Annotated in this window: 15 protein-coding genes and 1 other annotated feature; of the genes, 9 read left to right on the top strand and 6 right to left on the bottom strand. The window is 57.0% G+C overall.

Translation table 11 applies throughout. The features are described from left to right. Nucleotides 1-105: 105 nt before the first annotated feature. The 5 genes from mnmE to rpmH all read right to left on the bottom strand — a co-directional run bounded on the left by mnmE (nt 106) and on the right by rpmH (nt 4051). The gene (gene mnmE / locus ACKLKD_RS19560) at nt 106-1470 is read right to left on the bottom strand and encodes a tRNA uridine-5-carboxymethylaminomethyl(34) synthesis GTPase MnmE (protein ID WP_080897971.1); all 1365 of its coding nucleotides are present in this window, start codon (nt 1468-1470) and stop codon (nt 106-108) included. 195 nt (nt 1471-1665) lie between these two features. Further along, complete coding sequence (gene yidC / locus ACKLKD_RS19555; protein WP_012967005.1) at nt 1666-3312, bottom strand: membrane protein insertase YidC; 1647 nt, start codon at nt 3310-3312, stop codon at nt 1666-1668. A 2-nt stretch (nt 3313-3314) separates the two neighbouring features. Further along, a complete protein-coding gene (gene yidD / locus ACKLKD_RS19550; RefSeq protein ID WP_004151536.1) occupies nt 3315-3572 on the bottom strand; it encodes a membrane protein insertion efficiency factor YidD in 258 nt (85 codons plus the stop codon). Continuing rightward, nucleotides 3536-3895 carry a ribonuclease P protein component gene (rnpA, locus tag ACKLKD_RS19545; protein WP_004151535.1) on the bottom strand — a complete coding sequence of 120 codons (360 nt, stop codon included), beginning with the start codon at nt 3893-3895 and terminating at the stop codon, nt 3536-3538. The genes yidD and rnpA overlap by 37 nt, the downstream gene beginning before the upstream one ends. 15 nt (nt 3896-3910) lie before the next feature. Beyond that, nucleotides 3911-4051, bottom strand: coding sequence for a 50S ribosomal protein L34 (rpmH, locus tag ACKLKD_RS19540; RefSeq protein ID WP_000831330.1), 141 nt, complete (start codon nt 4049-4051; stop codon nt 3911-3913). Between the two features lie 622 nt (nt 4052-4673). Here rpmH and dnaA point away from each other — a divergent pair. From dnaA to ACKLKD_RS19500, 8 genes are all read left to right on the top strand, one after another. Further along, a complete protein-coding gene (gene dnaA / locus ACKLKD_RS19535) occupies nt 4674-6077 on the top strand; it encodes a chromosomal replication initiator protein DnaA (protein WP_025711354.1) in 1404 nt (467 codons plus the stop codon). Nucleotides 6078-6081: 4 nt separating this feature from the next. Further along, nucleotides 6082-7182, top strand: a complete 1101-nt coding sequence (gene dnaN, locus ACKLKD_RS19530) for a DNA polymerase III subunit beta (RefSeq protein WP_025711353.1) — start codon at nt 6082-6084, stop codon at nt 7180-7182. Nucleotides 7183-7328: 146 nt separating this feature from the next. Continuing rightward, nucleotides 7329-8402 (top strand): DNA replication/repair protein RecF, encoded by a 1074-nt coding sequence (gene recF / locus ACKLKD_RS19525; protein WP_008806744.1) that lies wholly within the window; start codon nt 7329-7331, stop codon nt 8400-8402. Nucleotides 8403-8430: 28 nt separating this feature from the next. Continuing rightward, the gene (gene gyrB / locus ACKLKD_RS19520; protein ID WP_025711352.1) at nt 8431-10845 is read left to right on the top strand and encodes a DNA topoisomerase (ATP-hydrolyzing) subunit B; all 2415 of its coding nucleotides are present in this window, start codon (nt 8431-8433) and stop codon (nt 10843-10845) included. 200 nt (nt 10846-11045) lie between these two features. Then, on the top strand, nt 11046-11858 hold the full coding sequence (gene yidA / locus ACKLKD_RS19515; protein WP_023313767.1) for a sugar-phosphatase: 813 nt from the start codon (nt 11046-11048) through the stop codon (nt 11856-11858). Nucleotides 11859-12007: 149 nt separating this feature from the next. Next, nucleotides 12008-13090, top strand: coding sequence for a hypothetical protein (locus ACKLKD_RS19510; RefSeq protein WP_025711351.1), 1083 nt, complete (start codon nt 12008-12010; stop codon nt 13088-13090). Beyond that, entirely contained in the window at nt 13087-14220 is a 1134-nt protein-coding gene (locus tag ACKLKD_RS19505; RefSeq protein WP_025711350.1) for a BamA/TamA family outer membrane protein, read from the top strand. The genes ACKLKD_RS19510 and ACKLKD_RS19505 overlap by 4 nt, the downstream gene beginning before the upstream one ends. A gap of 77 nt (nt 14221-14297) precedes the next feature. Next, entirely contained in the window at nt 14298-15524 is a 1227-nt protein-coding gene (locus ACKLKD_RS19500; protein ID WP_025711349.1) for a DUF3748 domain-containing protein, read from the top strand. 1 nt (nt 15525) lies between these two features. On the opposite strand, the gene ACKLKD_RS19495 is transcribed toward ACKLKD_RS19500, so the two are convergent. Next, complete coding sequence (locus tag ACKLKD_RS19495) at nt 15526-15858, bottom strand: YceK/YidQ family lipoprotein (RefSeq protein WP_004151524.1); 333 nt, start codon at nt 15856-15858, stop codon at nt 15526-15528. Between the two features lie 245 nt (nt 15859-16103). Further along, nucleotides 16104-16179 (top strand) — a sequence feature (ROSE (Repression Of Heat Shock gene Expression) occurs in the 5'-region of heat shock genes and acts as an RNA thermometer to modulate expression.). Between ACKLKD_RS19495 and ibpA the strand changes: the two genes are divergently transcribed. Next, complete coding sequence (gene ibpA / locus ACKLKD_RS19490; RefSeq protein ID WP_004151523.1) at nt 16173-16586, top strand: small heat shock chaperone IbpA; 414 nt, start codon at nt 16173-16175, stop codon at nt 16584-16586. (Overlaps the previous feature by 7 nt.) Nucleotides 16587-16686: the final 100 nt, after the last annotated feature.

Raw genomic sequence — 16686 nt, 5'->3', positions numbered from 1 at the left:
GGCTGGGGGAAGATAAAAGTAGAGAACGTTGCGCCGCAAAGGGCAAGAAAAAACCCGCATTAACGCGGCGTTAATGCGGGTGAGTGAACGTTTACGGACTGACGGTTACTTGCCGATACAGAAGCTGGAGAAGATGCGGCCCAGCAGGTCATCGGAGGTGAACTCTCCGGTGATCTCGCTCAGCGCCTGCTGCGCAAGGCGCAGCTCTTCCGCCAGCAGCTCTCCGGCCCAGGCGCCCAGCAGCTGGGCTTTGCCCTGCTGCAGATGATTCGCCGCCTCTTCCAGCGCCTGCAGATGGCGACGACGGGCGAGGAAGCCGCCTTCCATATTGGTATCGAAGCCCATGCTCTGCTTGAGATGGTTACGCAGCACCTCGACCCCTTCACCGGTACGTGCCGACAGGCGGATCAGTGAGTGGCCATTGACTTCGCTGATACCCAGCGCTTCGCCAGTGACGTCGGCTTTATTGCGCACCACGGTAATCGGCAGTTTAGCGGGCAGGCGCTCAATAAAGTCCGGCCAGATCTCCGCCGGGTCAACGGCGCTGGTGGTGGTGCCGTCGACCATAAACAGCACCCGGTCAGCCTGCTCGATCTCCTGCCAGGCGCGTTCAATGCCGATACGCTCCACTTCGTCATTAGCATCGCGCAGGCCCGCGGTATCGATGATATGCAGCGGCATACCGTCAATATGAATATGCTCGCGCAGCACGTCGCGGGTGGTGCCGGCGATATCGGTAACGATCGCCGCTTCGCGGCCCGCCAGGGCGTTCAGCAGGCTCGATTTACCGGCATTCGGCCGCCCGGCGATCACCACCTTCATCCCTTCGCGCAGCAGACTGCCCTGACGAGCTTCCGCGCGGACGGCGTCGAGATCGGCCATCACCTCGTTCAGCTGGGCTTCAATTTTGCCGTCGGAGAGGAAATCAATTTCTTCATCCGGGAAGTCAATGGCCGCTTCCACGTAGATGCGCAGGTGAGTGAGCGCTTCCACAAGATGGTTCACCCGCGCGGAGAACGCCCCCTGCAGCGAGTTCAGCGCCGAGCGCGCCGCCTGCTCTGAGCTGGCGTCGATAAGGTCGGCGATGGCTTCGGCCTGCGCCAGGTCGAGCTTGTCGTTGAGGAACGCGCGCTCGGAGAACTCACCCGGTCTGGCGATGCGCAGGCCCGGCAGGGTCAGAATACGTTTGAGCAGCAGATCGAGAATGACCGGACCGCCGTGGCCCTGCAGTTCAAGGACATCTTCCCCGGTAAAGGAGTTCGGCCCGGGGAACCACAGCGCAATCCCCTGATCCAGAGGGGTACCGTCAACGTCGTTGAACGGCAGGTAGTCGGCATAGCGCGGCTTCGGCAGCTTGCCGAGTACCGCCTGCGCGACGTCGCGCGCTTTGAGGCCGGAGATACGCAGGATACCCACACCCCCGCGTCCCGGAGGGGTGGCCTGGGCGACGATAGTGTCGTTATGGCTCATGGTGACTCTCTATGTAGATGTAAAAAAAGGCGGTCCATTGACCGCCTTCTCTGGCATTAACGCTACCGTAGATACTCGAAATAATTCAAGTTGCAGAAAGGCGGCAAGTTAGTGAGGCCCCAGGAGCTTACTGTAGTAAGTGACTGGGGCGAACTAATGAAGCCAACGCATCTGCGGCTTGAAGAATGAAGAGTATCAGGATTTTTTCTTCTCGCGGCTATGCAGGCCACGCTTCTCCAGACCACGGTAAATCAGCTGCTGCTGAATAATGGTTACCAGGTTGCTGACGATGTAGTACACCACCAGGCCAGACGGGAACCACAGGAAGAACACCGTGAAGATGACCGGCATAAAGGTCATGATCTTCTGCTGCATCGGGTCGGTCACGGTGGTCGGCGACATCTTCTGGATGAAGAACATGGTCGCGCCCATGATGATCGGCAGGATGTAGTACGGGTCTTGCGCAGACAGGTCGTGGATCCACAGGATAAACGGCGCATGACGCAGTTCAACCGAGGCGCTCAGCATGTAGTACAGCGCAAGGAAGATCGGCATCTGAATAATCAGCGGGAAGCAGCCACCCAGTGGGTTCACTTTTTCCGCTTTATACAGCGCCATCATTTCCTGGCTTTGACGTTGTTTATCGTCGCCCAGACGCTCACGCATGGCCTGAATCTTCGGCTGCAGCATACGCATCTTCGCCATGGAGGTGTACTGCGCTTTGGTCAGCGGGTACATGATGCCACGAACGATAAAGGTGATAACGATGATCGAGAAGCCCCAGTTGCCGAGGAAGCTGTGGATGAATTTCAGCAGCTTAAACAGCGGTTGGGAGATGAACCACAGCCAGCCGTAGTCGACGGTCAGATCCAGGTGCGGCGCAACGGCAGCCATTTTGTCCTGAATAGCCGGGCCGACCCACAGCACGCTCTGCAGTTTGTCGGTTTGACCAGGCTGCACCAGTACCGGCTGCGATTTGTAGCCAATAGCCACAATGCCGTTGCCGAGGTTAGCGGTGTAGAAGTTATTCGTTCCATTATTCTGCGGCACCCACGCGGTGGTGAAGTACTGCTGCAGCATGGCAACCCAACCGTTCTTGGTGCTGACGTTCAGGTTTTCGTTGTCCAGAATGGTATCGAATTTATATTTTTCGTATTTCGTATCTGAAGTCGAGAACGCTGCGCCACGGAAAGTATGCATCGTGGACAGGCCGCCGGTCTGGGTATCGCGACTGGTCGGCAGCGCAGCGGTCTGCTTCAGCTGACCAAAGGTCGAAACTTCCAGAGGCTTCTCGCTGGCGTTCTGTACGCTATAACCCACGTTCACCGCATAGCCACCGCGTTTTAGGGTGAAGGTTTTGGTGAAGACGTTGCCGGCTTTGTCGGTGTAGGTCAGCGGAATGACGATTTCATCCTGGCCATCGGCCAGCACAAACGCCTCTTTATCGACGTTGTACAGCGGACGCGGGCCATTTGCCGGGTTATCAGGACCGTCACGGCCGGTTAAGCCGCTCTGTGCCTGGTAGACAAACTGCGGTGTGGTTTCCAGTAACTGGAACGGTTCGGTCGATTTCAGCGTTTTTGGATACGCCAGAAGCAGCGCCTGCTCAATATCGCCACCGTTGGTGTTGATAGTCAGCTCAAGCACATCGGTTTTAACCGTAATCAGTTTCCCCTGGCCACTGGCCGGTACGCCCTGGTCGGCGGCGCTACCCGCTGCTGTGGTCGTAGTCTGCGTGGTCTGCTGCTGGGGCTGCGGATTTTTGTCCTGCTCCCAGGCTTGCCAGATCATGAAAGACACGAACAACAAAGCGATGATAAGAAGATTGCGTTGCGAATCCATCGTTAGTGTTCTCTGGTATCAAATGGTCCAGGCGGGACGGGATCGTCACCACCAGGGTGTAAAGGGTGGCATTTTAATACGCGTTTCATCGTCAACCAACTGCCTTTTATCACTCCAAACCTGCGTAAGGCCTCAATTCCGTATTGAGAACAGGTTGGGGTGAAACGACAGTGCGGCCCGAGTAGCGGACTAATCAGGCGCTGATAAACTCGAATCAGGCCGATCAGGACCCGCGAGCCAGGCGACAATGGCGGCGCCATAATTTTTCCAACGCTTCCGAGAGAGCACGGTTATCGAGGTCGGCAACCCCTCTTTTCGCCACCACCACGAAATCCATTGGCGGGAGTTCATGCTGACGCAAACGAAAACTTTCACGCGTCAGACGTTTAATCCGATTGCGTTCATGTGCGCGTTTCACGTTTTTCTTGGCGACGGTGAGACCGATGCGGGGATGCCCCAGCGAATTCAGGCGGCCGAGGATGGTGATTTGCGGCGTGCCAGCCCGTTGTGGCTGCTGGAAGACGAAAGTGAAATGACTGGGAGTTAACAAGCGTAACTCCCTGGGAAATGCGAGCTTAACCACGCAGGGTTAGCTTTATTACTTGGAAACGGTCAGACGAGCGCGGCCTTTAGCACGACGACGTGCCAGAACCTGACGACCATTTTTAGTAGCCATACGAGCACGGAAGCCGTGAGAACGGTTGCGCTTCAGTACAGACGGTTGAAAAGTGCGTTTCATGGCGATTTCTACCTAAACTTGAATAAATTCACTGACTTTTGCGTAGACCCGAACGAACTTCGAACGACTTACGCCTCAGCGTGGGTGATTAAAGAGGCCGGATTGTAATAATTGTACACTCCGGAGTCAATTCTCTTTCCTTATTTCTCGCACCTCGTCGCACAAAAAATAAGCTGAGACGCGTGACGAAAACGGGCATTACGCGCCGGGTGGGGGATTATACGGCCTGGCCAGTAAAGCGCAAGGATCCGCAAGGATCTTTATTAGATCGTTTCCGCCCAAAAGCGGCATAGCTCATTAATTTTTCCAATATGCGGCGGAAATCGTGCTTCACTCCTTCCAGGATCGATTACACTTACCCGGTTTCGATCCTTCCTGTGGATAAATCGGGAAGAATCTGTTGAGAAACACAAGATCTCTTTCTCAGTTTAGGCTATGATCCCCGGTCCCGATCGCGATCCCCGGATCCGCAGCGGGTTATAACCGCAGATAGCGGTTCGCACGTCACCCCTTTTGTGCAGGGGCTTTTTCGGCTAATGCAGGGTCTTGTCGACGTGTGCCAACAATCACGATTGTTTCAGTTTTTCTTTGATATCGATTTTATGTTCGAGTGGAGTCCGCCGTGTCACTTTCGCTTTGGCAGCAGTGTCTTGCCCGATTGCAGGATGAGTTACCAGCCACAGAATTCAGCATGTGGATCCGCCCATTGCAGGCGGAACTGAGCGATAACACGCTGGCACTGTATGCGCCAAACCGTTTTGTGCTCGACTGGGTAAGGGACAAATACCTCAATAATATCAATGGACTCCTCAATGATTTTTGCGGTGCTGATGCCCCGCAGCTGCGTTTTGAGGTGGGCGCTAAGCCTGCCAGCTCGCTGCAGAAAGGGGCGGTAAGCCCGGCTGCGGCGACCATCCCGGCGGCGCAGGTACAGACCGCGCGCACGGCGCCGACGATCGTGCGCCCAGGCTGGGATAATGTCCCGGCGCCAGCGGAGCCGACCTACCGCTCTAACGTTAACGTGAAACACACGTTTGATAACTTCGTCGAAGGTAAATCTAACCAGCTGGCCCGCGCGGCGGCGCGTCAGGTGGCGGATAACCCGGGCGGCGCCTACAACCCGCTGTTCCTTTATGGCGGCACCGGTCTGGGGAAAACCCACCTGTTGCACGCCGTGGGTAACGGCATTGTGGCGCGTAAGCCGAACGCCAAAGTGGTCTATATGCACTCCGAGCGTTTCGTCCAGGACATGGTCAAAGCGCTGCAGAACAACGCCATAGAAGAGTTTAAACGCTACTACCGCTCTGTTGACGCCCTGTTGATCGATGACATTCAGTTCTTCGCTAATAAAGAACGATCCCAGGAGGAGTTTTTCCACACCTTCAATGCCTTGCTGGAAGGTAATCAGCAGATCATCCTGACGTCGGATCGTTATCCAAAAGAGATCAACGGCGTTGAGGATCGTCTAAAATCCCGCTTCGGCTGGGGGCTGACGGTGGCGATCGAGCCGCCGGAGCTGGAAACCCGCGTTGCGATCCTGATGAAAAAAGCCGATGAAAACGACATTCGCCTGCCGGGCGAAGTGGCGTTCTTTATCGCCAAGCGTCTGCGTTCGAACGTGCGTGAACTGGAGGGGGCGCTGAACCGTGTTATCGCTAACGCCAACTTTACCGGCCGGGCGATCACGATTGATTTCGTGCGCGAAGCGCTGCGCGATCTGCTGGCGCTGCAGGAAAAACTGGTCACCATCGACAATATTCAAAAGACGGTGGCGGAGTACTACAAGATTAAGGTAGCGGATCTGCTGTCCAAGCGCCGCTCCCGTTCGGTGGCGCGTCCTCGCCAGATGGCGATGGCGCTGGCCAAAGAGCTGACCAACCACAGCCTGCCGGAAATCGGCGATGCGTTTGGCGGCCGCGACCATACCACCGTGCTGCACGCCTGCCGCAAGATTGAGCAGTTGCGTGAAGAAAGCCACGACATTAAAGAAGATTTTTCCAATTTAATCAGAACATTATCCTCGTGACGCTATGAAATTTACCGTAGAACGTGAACATTTATTAAAACCGCTGCAACAGGTGAGCGGTCCGTTAGGTGGTCGTCCGACGCTGCCCATTCTCGGTAACCTGCTGCTTCAGGTCGCGGACGGCACACTGTCGCTGACCGGTACCGATCTTGAAATGGAGATGGTGGCGCGCGTGGCGCTGGTTCAGCCGCACGAAGCGGGTGCCACGACCGTTCCGGCACGGAAATTCTTTGATATCTGCCGCGGACTGCCGGAAGGGGCGGAGATCGCGGTTCAGCTGGAAGGCGATCGGATGCTGGTGCGTTCCGGCCGCAGCCGCTTCTCGCTGTCGACCCTGCCCGCTGCCGATTTCCCGAATCTTGACGACTGGCAGAGCGAGGTGGAATTTACCCTGCCGCAGGCGACGATGAAGCGCCTGATCGAAGCGACCCAGTTCTCGATGGCGCACCAGGATGTTCGTTACTACTTAAACGGTATGCTGTTCGAAACCGAAGGCAGCGAACTGCGCACCGTCGCCACCGACGGCCACCGCCTGGCGGTCTGCGCGATGCCGCTGGAAGCATCGCTGCCGAACCATTCGGTGATCGTGCCGCGTAAAGGGGTGATTGAGCTGATGCGGATGCTCGACGGCGGCGATACCCCGCTGCGCGTGCAGATCGGCAGCAACAATATCCGCGCCCACGTTGGCGATTTTATCTTCACCTCTAAGCTGGTTGATGGCCGTTTCCCGGATTATCGCCGCGTATTGCCGAAAAACCCGGATAAACACCTCGAGGCGGGCTGCGATATTCTCAAGCAGGCTTTTGCCCGCGCGGCGATTCTTTCCAACGAGAAATTCCGCGGCGTGCGGCTGTATGTCAGTGAAAACCAGCTGAAAATCACCGCCAATAACCCGGAACAGGAAGAGGCGGAAGAGATTCTGGATGTGACCTACGCCGGAACGGAGATGGAGATTGGCTTCAACGTTAGCTATGTGCTGGATGTGCTGAATGCGCTGAAGTGCGAGAATGTACGTATTCTGCTGACGGATTCGGTGTCGAGCGTGCAGATTGAGGATGCGGCTTCGCAATCCGCAGCCTATGTCGTCATGCCTATGAGATTGTAGTGGAAAATATCGGGCTATCTTACTTGCCATTTTCAACCTGGGCTGTGCTCGCCCCTGTCACGTACTTCGTGTACGCTCCAGGGTCTGCGCGCAGTCCGCGTTGAAACTGGCTGCGCCGATAACGCCCTGGCCCAAAGAACGCTGATATGTCACTGACGCGCTTGCTCATCAAAGACTTCCGCAATATTGAAAGCGCGGATCTCGCTTTATCTCCCGGCTTTAACTTCCTGGTTGGCGCGAACGGCAGCGGCAAAACCAGCGTGCTGGAAGCTATCTATACGCTCGGTCACGGCCGGGCGTTTCGTAGTTTGCAAATTGGCCGGGTGATCCGCCACGAGCAGGAGGCTTTTGTCCTGCACGGCCGCCTGCAGGGCGAAGAGCGGGAAACCGCCATCGGCCTGACCAAAGACAAACAGGGCGACAGCAAGGTGCGCATCGACGGCACCGACGGCCACAAAGTGGCGGAGCTGGCGCACCTGATGCCGATGCAGCTGATTACGCCGGAGGGGTTTACTTTACTCAACGGCGGCCCCAAATACAGAAGAGCATTCCTCGATTGGGGATGTTTTCACAACGAAGCCGGATTCTTCACCGCCTGGAGCAACCTGAAGCGCCTGGTCAAGCAGCGCAACGCCGCGCTACGCCAGGTGAGCCGCTATGCCCAGCTGCGGCCGTGGGATCTGGAATTAATCCCGCTGGCGGAGCAGATCAGCCGCTGGCGTGCCGAATACAGCGCCGCTATTGTCGAAGACATGGCGGATACCTGTCAGCAATTTTTACCGGAATTCACCCTCACCTTCTCTTTCCAGCGCGGCTGGGAAAAAGAAACGGACTACGCCGAGGTGCTGGAGCGGAATTTCGAACGCGACAGAATGTTAACCTACACCGCCCACGGCCCGCATAAAGCGGATTTCCGCATTCGCGCTGACGGGGCGCCGGTGGAAGATACCTTGTCGCGCGGGCAGCTTAAGCTGCTGATGTGCGCCCTGCGTCTGGCGCAGGGAGAGTTCCTCACCCGCGTCAGCGGGCGGCGCTGCCTGTACCTGATAGATGATTTTGCCTCGGAACTTGATGATGCCCGCCGCGGTCTGTTATCCAGCCGCCTGAAAGCGACGCAGTCACAGGTTTTCGTCAGCGCCATCAGCGCTGAACACGTTATGGACATGTCGGACAAAAATTCGAAGATGTTCCGCGTGGAAAAAGGTAAAATAACGGATTAACCCAAGATTAAATGAGCGAGAAACGTTGATGTCGAATTCTTATGACTCCTCCAGTATCAAAGTCCTGAAAGGGCTGGATGCGGTGCGTAAGCGCCCGGGTATGTATATCGGCGACACGGATGACGGCACCGGTCTGCACCACATGGTATTCGAGGTTGTGGATAACGCTATCGACGAAGCGCTCGCGGGTTACTGCAAAGATATCGTTGTCACCATCCACAGCGATAACTCCGTCTCCGTACAGGATGACGGCCGCGGCATCCCAACCGGCATTCACCCGGAAGAGGGCGTCTCCGCAGCGGAAGTTATCATGACCGTCCTGCACGCCGGCGGTAAATTCGATGATAACTCCTATAAAGTGTCCGGCGGTCTGCACGGCGTAGGCGTCTCGGTGGTTAACGCCCTGTCGCAGAAGCTGGAGCTGGTTATCCAGCGCGATAACAAAGTGCACAAGCAGATGTACGAACACGGTGTACCGCAGGCGCCGCTGGCGGTGACCGGCGAGACCGACAAAACCGGCACCATGGTGCGTTTCTGGCCAAGCCTGGAAACCTTCACCAACGTCACCGAATTCGAGTATGACATTCTGGCGAAACGCCTGCGCGAGCTGTCGTTCCTGAACTCCGGGGTCTCTATCCGCCTGCGCGATAAGCGCGACGGTAAAGAGGACCATTTCCACTACGAAGGCGGCATCAAGGCGTTCGTTGAGTATCTCAACAAGAACAAAACGCCGATCCACCCGAATATTTTCTATTTCTCCACCGAAAAAGACGGTATCGGCGTGGAAGTGGCGCTGCAGTGGAACGACGGCTTCCAGGAAAACATCTACTGCTTTACCAACAACATCCCGCAGCGTGACGGTGGTACTCACCTCGCTGGCTTCCGCGCGGCGATGACTCGTACCCTCAACGCCTACATGGATAAAGAGGGTTACAGCAAAAAAGCGAAAGTCAGCGCCACCGGCGACGATGCCCGTGAAGGCCTGATCGCTGTGGTATCGGTGAAAGTGCCGGATCCGAAATTCTCCTCACAGACCAAAGACAAGTTGGTCTCCTCCGAGGTGAAATCGGCGGTGGAGCAGCAGATGAACGAACTGCTGAGCGAATACCTGCTGGAAAACCCGTCCGATGCCAAAATCGTGGTCGGCAAAATTATTGACGCCGCGCGCGCCCGTGAGGCCGCACGTCGCGCCCGTGAGATGACTCGCCGTAAAGGCGCGCTGGATCTGGCAGGCCTGCCGGGCAAACTGGCGGATTGCCAGGAACGCGATCCGGCGCTGTCTGAACTGTACCTCGTGGAAGGGGACTCCGCGGGCGGCTCTGCGAAGCAGGGTCGTAACCGTAAGAACCAGGCGATCCTGCCGCTGAAGGGTAAAATCCTCAACGTTGAGAAAGCCCGCTTCGATAAAATGCTCTCTTCCCAGGAAGTGGCGACGCTGATCACCGCCCTGGGCTGCGGCATTGGTCGCGATGAATACAACCCGGACAAGCTGCGCTATCACAGCATCATCATCATGACCGATGCGGACGTCGACGGCTCGCACATTCGTACCCTGCTGTTGACCTTCTTCTACCGCCAGATGCCGGAAATCGTCGAGCGCGGGCACGTCTATATTGCCCAGCCGCCGCTGTACAAAGTGAAGAAAGGCAAGCAGGAACAGTACATTAAAGACGATGAAGCGATGGATCAGTATCAGATCTCCATCGCGCTCGACGGTGCGACCCTGCACACCAACGCCAGTGCGCCAGCGCTGGCGGGCGAACCGCTGGAAAAACTGGTTGCCGAGTTCAATGCCACCCAGAAAATGATTGGCCGTATGGAGCGCCGCTTCCCGAAAGCGCTGCTGAAAGAGCTTATCTATCAGCCGACCCTGACCGAGGCCGATCTGGCGGACGAGCAGAAGGTGACCCGCTGGGTGAACACCCTGGTCTCCGAGCTGAACGAGAAAGAACAGCACGGCAGCCAGTGGAAATTTGATCTCCACGAGAACAAAGAGCTGCAGCATTTTGAACCGGTTATTCGCGTCCGTACCCACGGGGTGGATACCGACTATCCGCTGGATAATGAGTTCATCGTAGGGCCGGAATATCGCCGTATCTGCACCCTGGGTGAGAAACTGCGCGGTCTGATGGAAGAAGATGCCTACATCGAGCGCGGCGAACGCCGTCAGCCGGTAGCCAGCTTCGAGCAAGCCCTCGACTGGCTGGTGAAAGAGTCCCGTCGCGGTCTCTCCATCCAGCGTTATAAAGGTCTGGGCGAGATGAACCCGGATCAGCTCTGGGAAACCACCATGGATCCGGACAGCCGCCGCATGCTGCGCGTGACCGTTAAGGATGCCATTGCCGCTGACCAGCTGTTCACCACCCTGATGGGCGATGCCGTTGAGCCGCGTCGCGCCTTTATCGAAGAGAACGCCCTGAAAGCGGCGAATATCGATATTTAAGCCGCATGTTTCCCGGTAACGAGTTTTACCGGGACAACAGGATGAGTAAGCCCGGTCGCATCGCGCGATCGGGCTTTTTTTTGCCGCTAAAAGGGGAATCCTCTGCCGCGGTTCCATCCCCCTTTCGGGCCGACACTTTTACTGTTTTTTGAGCGGAATCGCGTTAGCATGAGGGGAGACTCATCTTACCCGGGGATCCTATGACTATTAAACTGATTGCAATCGATATGGACGGCACGCTGCTGCTGCCAGACCATACCATTTCTCCGGCGGTGAAAGCCGCCATCGCTGCGGCGCGCGAGCGCGGCGTCAATGTGGTGCTGACCACCGGTCGCCCTTACGCGGGCGTCCATAGCTATCTGAAAGAACTGCATATGGAGCAGCCGGGGGACTACTGCATTACCTACAATGGCGCGTTGGTGCAGAAAGCCGGGGACGGTAGCACCGTCGCGCAAACCGCGCTGAGCTATGACGACTATCGCTTCCTTGAGCAGCTCTCCCGCGAGGTCGGCTCCCATTTCCACGCGCTGGATCGCAATACGCTGTATACCGCGAACCGCGATATCAGCTACTACACCGTCCACGAATCCTACGTGGCAACCATTCCGCTGGTGTTCTGCGAAGCGGAGAAAATGGACCCTGAGATCCAGCTGTTGAAAGTGATGATGATCGATGAGCCGGCAATCCTTGACCAGGCCATCGCCCGTATTCCGGCGGAAGTGAAAGAGAAGTACACCGTGCTGAAAAGTGCGCCTTACTTCCTCGAAATTCTGGATAAACGCGTCAATAAAGGCACTGGCGTGAAATCGCTGGCCGATGCGCTCGGCATCAAGCCAGAAGAGATTATGGCGATTGGCGATCAGGAAAATGATATCGCGATGATTGAATTTGCCGGCGTCGGCGTGGCAATGGATAACGCCATTCCTGCGGTCAAAGAAGCGGCGAACTTCATCACCAAATCTAACCTTGAAGATGGCGTCGCCTTCGCCATTGAAAAATACGTTTTAGCGTAAGCTTCCTTCAGGCCCGGCGTTCGCCGGGTCTGTCTTCTCTTTTTTCATGAACAGATGTTAATCCGCATTTAAATCCCTCAATCCTCGCAGGGGATTCTATAAGCTACCCGCCCTCTTTTTAGCAACTCAGAACTAACATCATACTTTTCATGAATATATACCACCGTTTGATGTTGGTTACGCTGCCATTCGCCTCTGTTCAGATTTGCGCGGCCGCGGAACCAACGGCGCCGCTCGAACCGGCGTATGCCTATCACGGCGCAGAGCCTGCGGATCTGCCGGCGCCAGAAAGTCGCCAGCCTGCGGCGACAGAATCGTCCTCGCTACTCCCTTTGCTAGGCGATGAGGCCAGAAAGCGCGGCTACGTACTGCCGCTGCCGTTTGGCGTTAGTATTAACTATATGGATATGCGGCAGAATATTAATGTCGACAGCATTAACTTCACCGGGCTGTCGCTGGATGGTCGCAATATCGATTGCGGTAAGAGCTTCGCCTGTAAACGTGCGGTGAATAATATTTTCGCTAATGGGCCCGTCTCGCTGGATAACGCTTTCCAGATTGGCGTCGGTAATACGCGGGAAAGCAGTAAAACCGAAACGCTCAAGCTGGATGCCTGGCTGCTGCCGTTTATGAACGTTTATGGTCTGGTCGGGCACACCGAAGGACATTCAATTTCGCAGATTGCCGTCGGCCTGAAGGGGCCGAATGGTAAAGTGGTCCCTCTGCCGGGGATGCAGGATCTCGACTTTCGCCTCGATTTTAAGGGTACCACCTACGGGATGGGCACCACCCTGGTGGGTGGCGTCGGCAACTGGTTTACGGTGTTCGACGCCAACTACACCCAGACGCGTTTTGATATCCTCGACGGTAGCATCGACGCGTTTACCTTTTCGCCGCGCGTAGGCTATCGTTTCACTACGCCATCGGTCGATGCGCTGCATCTCCCCGCCGGAAAGCTGAACCTGTGGGTCGGCAGCATGTATCAGGATGTGCAGCAGGAGTTTAAGGGCAGCCTTAACGATCTCTCGATGCCGTCGCCGATGCTGCAGAATATGGTCAATCTGGCCAACCAGGATAATAACGGTCGCTTTGATGTGAAACAGCATCTCCAGTCGCCGTGGAACGTGCTGGTGGGCGCGCAGTATGAGATGACGCAGAACTTCAATATTACTACCGAGTTTGGCTTTGCCGAACGTAACAGCTTCTTTATCGCCGGTGAGTATCGCTTTTGAGCCGACTGTTTATCACTTTTCTGCTGCTGATGACCAGCCCGATCTGCAGCCAGGCCGAAATGCTCAGCCGCGAGAAAATCGACGGTTGGCTGCAGCATCTCGGCGCCAGCGATAAGTTCGACGCCAGCAAAGGGATCGACTGGGGCGTGATGCCCGGTCCGTTCTATACGCCGGAGCTGGGGCTGGGCATCGGCACCGCTGTCGTCGGCATGTATCGCCCCGATCCGCAAGATACCACCAGCCAGAACTCGACCCTGACGCTGAGCGGCTACGCCAGCTCCACCGGCGCCTTCGGCCTCAGCGTGAAAAACTACGCCTTTTTCGACAACGACCTGTGGCGCGTTTTTGTCGAAGGGTCGATGGCCAATACGCCCACTTATTACTGGGGGCAGGGTTTTCACGCCGGGGATAAAGACAATGAAAAAGAGAAGTATACCGCCCAGGTGCTGACTCTGCGCCCGACAATCTACCGGCAACTGTTCGACAATGTCTATCTGGGCGCGGGATGGTCGCTGGCGGCGCAGAACGCCGATGAGATGGACCACGACGATTTACCGAAAATAGAAAGCACCTCACAGGGGCCGTCGGTATTCAGTTCGGGCGCCAGCGTTGCCCTGAACTGGGACGATCGCGACTTTGTCCCCAACCCGCGTCGGGGTCAGTATGCTAACGTCCGCTACACCCATTATGCGCCCGGATTAGGCAGCGATACCCGCTTTGACGAATTTCAGCTGCACTATAGTCATTATCATGCCCTGAGCGAGAAAAGCGTGCTCGCCTGGGAGGCCGATGGCGCCTTCACCCAGGGCGAGGTGCCGTGGAGCATGATGCCCCTGTTGGGCAGCGATGAGCGGATGCGCGGTTACTATGAGGGGCGCTATCGCGATAAAAACGTCGTCAGCGGCCAGCTGGAATATCGTCGGCAGCTCACCTGGCGGCATGGGATTGTGGCCTGGGCAGGGGCGGGAACCATGGGGCCGTCGCTGTCGTCGTTGAACAATGGCCGCTGGCTGCCCACCGGCGGCGTTGGCTACCGTTTCGAGTTCAAACCTCGGGTGAATATTCGCCTCGACTATGGCATCGGTAAGGGCAGCAGCGGCTTTTACTTTCAGGTCGGGGAGGCATTTTAAGCACCTTGCCGGGCATTCAACCTTGCGCGGATTGCGGTATGCTAACGCCACTCTTATATCGGCCCGGTCAGCACGCCATGAAACAAGTTACCTTTGCTCCCCGCAACCACCAGCTCACCAATACCCGTACCTGGACCCCCGACAGCCAGTGGCTGGTGTTCGATGTCCGCCCGTCCGGCGCGTCGTTCACCGGCGAGACTATCGAACGGGTGAACGTCCACAGCGGTGCGGTGGAGATCGTCTATCGCGCCACTGAAGGGGCCAGCGTTGGCGTGGTGACCGTGCATCCGACCGAGGAGCGCTATGTGTTCATTCACGGCCCCGAGCGGCCGGATGCGCAGTGGCAGTATGATTTTCATCATCGCCGCGGAGTGGTGGCCTTTCAGGGGGGCGTCGAGAATCTGGACGCCATGGACATTACCGCCCCTTACACCCCCGGCGCGCTGCGCGGCGGCAGCCACGTTCACGTCTATAGTCCCAACGGTCAGTTCGTCAGTTTTACCTATAACGACCACGTGCTGCACGCGCGCGATCCGGCGCTGGATCTGCGCAACGTCGGCGTGGCGGCGCCCTATGGGCCGGTGACGCCGCCAGGCCACCATCCGCGCGAATACGGCGGCAGCCACTGGTGCGTGCTGGTGAGCCGCACGACGCCGACGCCTGTTCCGGGGAGCGACGAGATTAATCGCGCCTATGAAGAGGGCTGGGTCGGGAACCATGCGCTGGCGTTTATTGGCGATACCCTGGCGGAAAACGGCGACAAAGTCCCGGAGCTGTTTATGGTCGAGCTGCCGCAGGATGAAGCCGGCTGGAAGCAGCCCGGCGGGGAGCCGCTTGCGGGCACGGCAACCACGATGCCGGCGCCGCCGGCGGGCGTCTGTCAGCGTCGTTTGACCTTCACCCACCGTCGCCGCTACCCGGGGCTGGTGAACGTCCCGCGCCACTGGGTGCGCGCCAATCCGCAGGCGACGGCGATAGCCTTTCTGATGCGCGACGACGCCGGGGTGGTGCAGCTGTGGCTGATTTCACCGCAGGGGGGCGAACCGCGGCAGTTGACGTATCACGCGTCGGGTATCCAGTCGGCGTTTAACTGGCATCCGTCGGGAGAGTGGCTGGGCTTTGTGCTGGAGGATCGGATTGCCTGCTGCCATGCCGGCACGGGGGATATCACCTTTTTAACCGACGCGCATGCCCATGCGCCTTCGGCAGACGCGATCGTCTTTTCGCCAGACGGTAAACAGATTGCCTGGATGGAAGAGGTAGATGGTTATCGCCAGCTATGGGTCACGCAGACCGGACGATAACTTACTGGGCAGGCATCGGCGCTGGTGGGATCACCGAGTTGGTCGCCAGCGTGGCTTTCTCGCTCTTTTCGACCCGCGATTTGATAGAGCTGTCGGTGCGGAACATATCCCACGGCAGCAGCAGGGTATCCATGACGGCGGTGAATGGCATATCCAGCGCCACCAGCGATTTGACACCCCAGTTGGTGTCGCTGTCTCCCAGCGTTTGCGCGCTGGAACGTGTACCCGGATAGGTTCCCTCTTTGCCACCGGTATGTGACATTACGCTGGAGCAACCGCTCAGGCTTATTATCCCGCTGAACAGGACCAGCTTTAACAGTCGTCTGCTTTTCATTATTTTTCCATCGTCGTTTCGGGCGTTGAGATAACCTTTCAGCGGTTATATCGGGCCATCCCGTGAATGCATAGCGTTATTGCGCCGCATTGTGGCGGGCATCGCACTTTGCTTTTTGTGCTCCTCCCCCCAGTCTAAGCAATCATTGGCAAACTGCAAAAAAATTCGCCCTCAATCCCTTGAAAATCAGAGGGAGAAACCCATTTTATAGGTGTAACCCACTGAGAATACGCCTGAGGGGTATTCCGGATTACCGCGGCCTGTCCACGATGGAAGGTCATTTGATTCTCGCTGATTTTCAGGAGCTATTTATTATGCGTAACTTCGATCTCTCCCCGCTTTATCGTTCAGCCATTGGTTTCGACCGTCTGTTCAACCTGCTGGAAAACAATCAAAGCCAGAGCAACGGTGGCTACCCTCCGTATAACGTCGAGCTGGTAGACGAAAACCACTATCGCATCGCCATCGCGGTGGCCGGCTTTGCTGAAAGCGAGCTGGAGATCACGGCCCAGGACAATCTGCTGATCGTCAAAGGCGCCCACGCCGCCGAGCAGAAAGAGCGGACCTACCTGTATCAGGGGATCGCCGAGCGCAACTTCGAGCGCAAATTCCAGCTGGCGGAAAATATTCACGTCCGCGGCGCCAACCTGGTGAACGGCCTGCTGTACATCGATCTGGAACGTGTCATCCCGGAAGCGAACAAGCCGCGCCGTATCGAAATTAACTAATTATCCGTTTCAGGCCGCCACGCGGCCTGATGTAAAAACTTGCTCGCCGTCAGGGAGCAGATGCGAATCCACGCTATTCGCAGATATTCACTCGCTTCAT

The sequence above is a fragment of the Klebsiella sp. 10982 genome, from assembly GCF_048589245.1.
Lineage (GTDB): Bacteria > Pseudomonadota > Gammaproteobacteria > Enterobacterales > Enterobacteriaceae > Klebsiella > Klebsiella quasivariicola.
The sequence above is the reverse complement of the archived record's forward strand: the minus strand, read 5'-3'. Positions and strand labels throughout refer to the sequence as shown.

Coding starts and splice junctions, on each gene's coding strand:
- mnmE (WP_080897971.1), bottom strand. CDS start 1,470: ATGAGCCATAACGACACTATCGTCGCCCAGGCCACCCCTCCGGGACGC.
- yidC (WP_012967005.1), bottom strand. CDS start 3,312: ATGGATTCGCAACGCAATCTTCTTATCATCGCTTTGTTGTTCGTGTCT.
- yidD (WP_004151536.1), bottom strand. CDS start 3,572: ATGGCGCCGCCATTGTCGCCTGGCTCGCGGGTCCTGATCGGCCTGATT.
- rpmH (WP_000831330.1), bottom strand. CDS start 4,051: ATGAAACGCACTTTTCAACCGTCTGTACTGAAGCGCAACCGTTCTCAC.
- dnaN (WP_025711353.1), top strand. CDS start 6,082: ATGAAATTTACCGTAGAACGTGAACATTTATTAAAACCGCTGCAACAG.
- recF (WP_008806744.1), top strand. CDS start 7,329: ATGTCACTGACGCGCTTGCTCATCAAAGACTTCCGCAATATTGAAAGC.
- gyrB (WP_025711352.1), top strand. CDS start 8,431: ATGTCGAATTCTTATGACTCCTCCAGTATCAAAGTCCTGAAAGGGCTG.
- yidA (WP_023313767.1), top strand. CDS start 11,046: ATGACTATTAAACTGATTGCAATCGATATGGACGGCACGCTGCTGCTG.
- ACKLKD_RS19510 (WP_025711351.1), top strand. CDS start 12,008: ATGAATATATACCACCGTTTGATGTTGGTTACGCTGCCATTCGCCTCT.
- ACKLKD_RS19500 (WP_025711349.1), top strand. CDS start 14,298: ATGAAACAAGTTACCTTTGCTCCCCGCAACCACCAGCTCACCAATACC.
- ACKLKD_RS19495 (WP_004151524.1), bottom strand. CDS start 15,858: ATGAAAAGCAGACGACTGTTAAAGCTGGTCCTGTTCAGCGGGATAATA.
- ibpA (WP_004151523.1), top strand. CDS start 16,173: ATGCGTAACTTCGATCTCTCCCCGCTTTATCGTTCAGCCATTGGTTTC.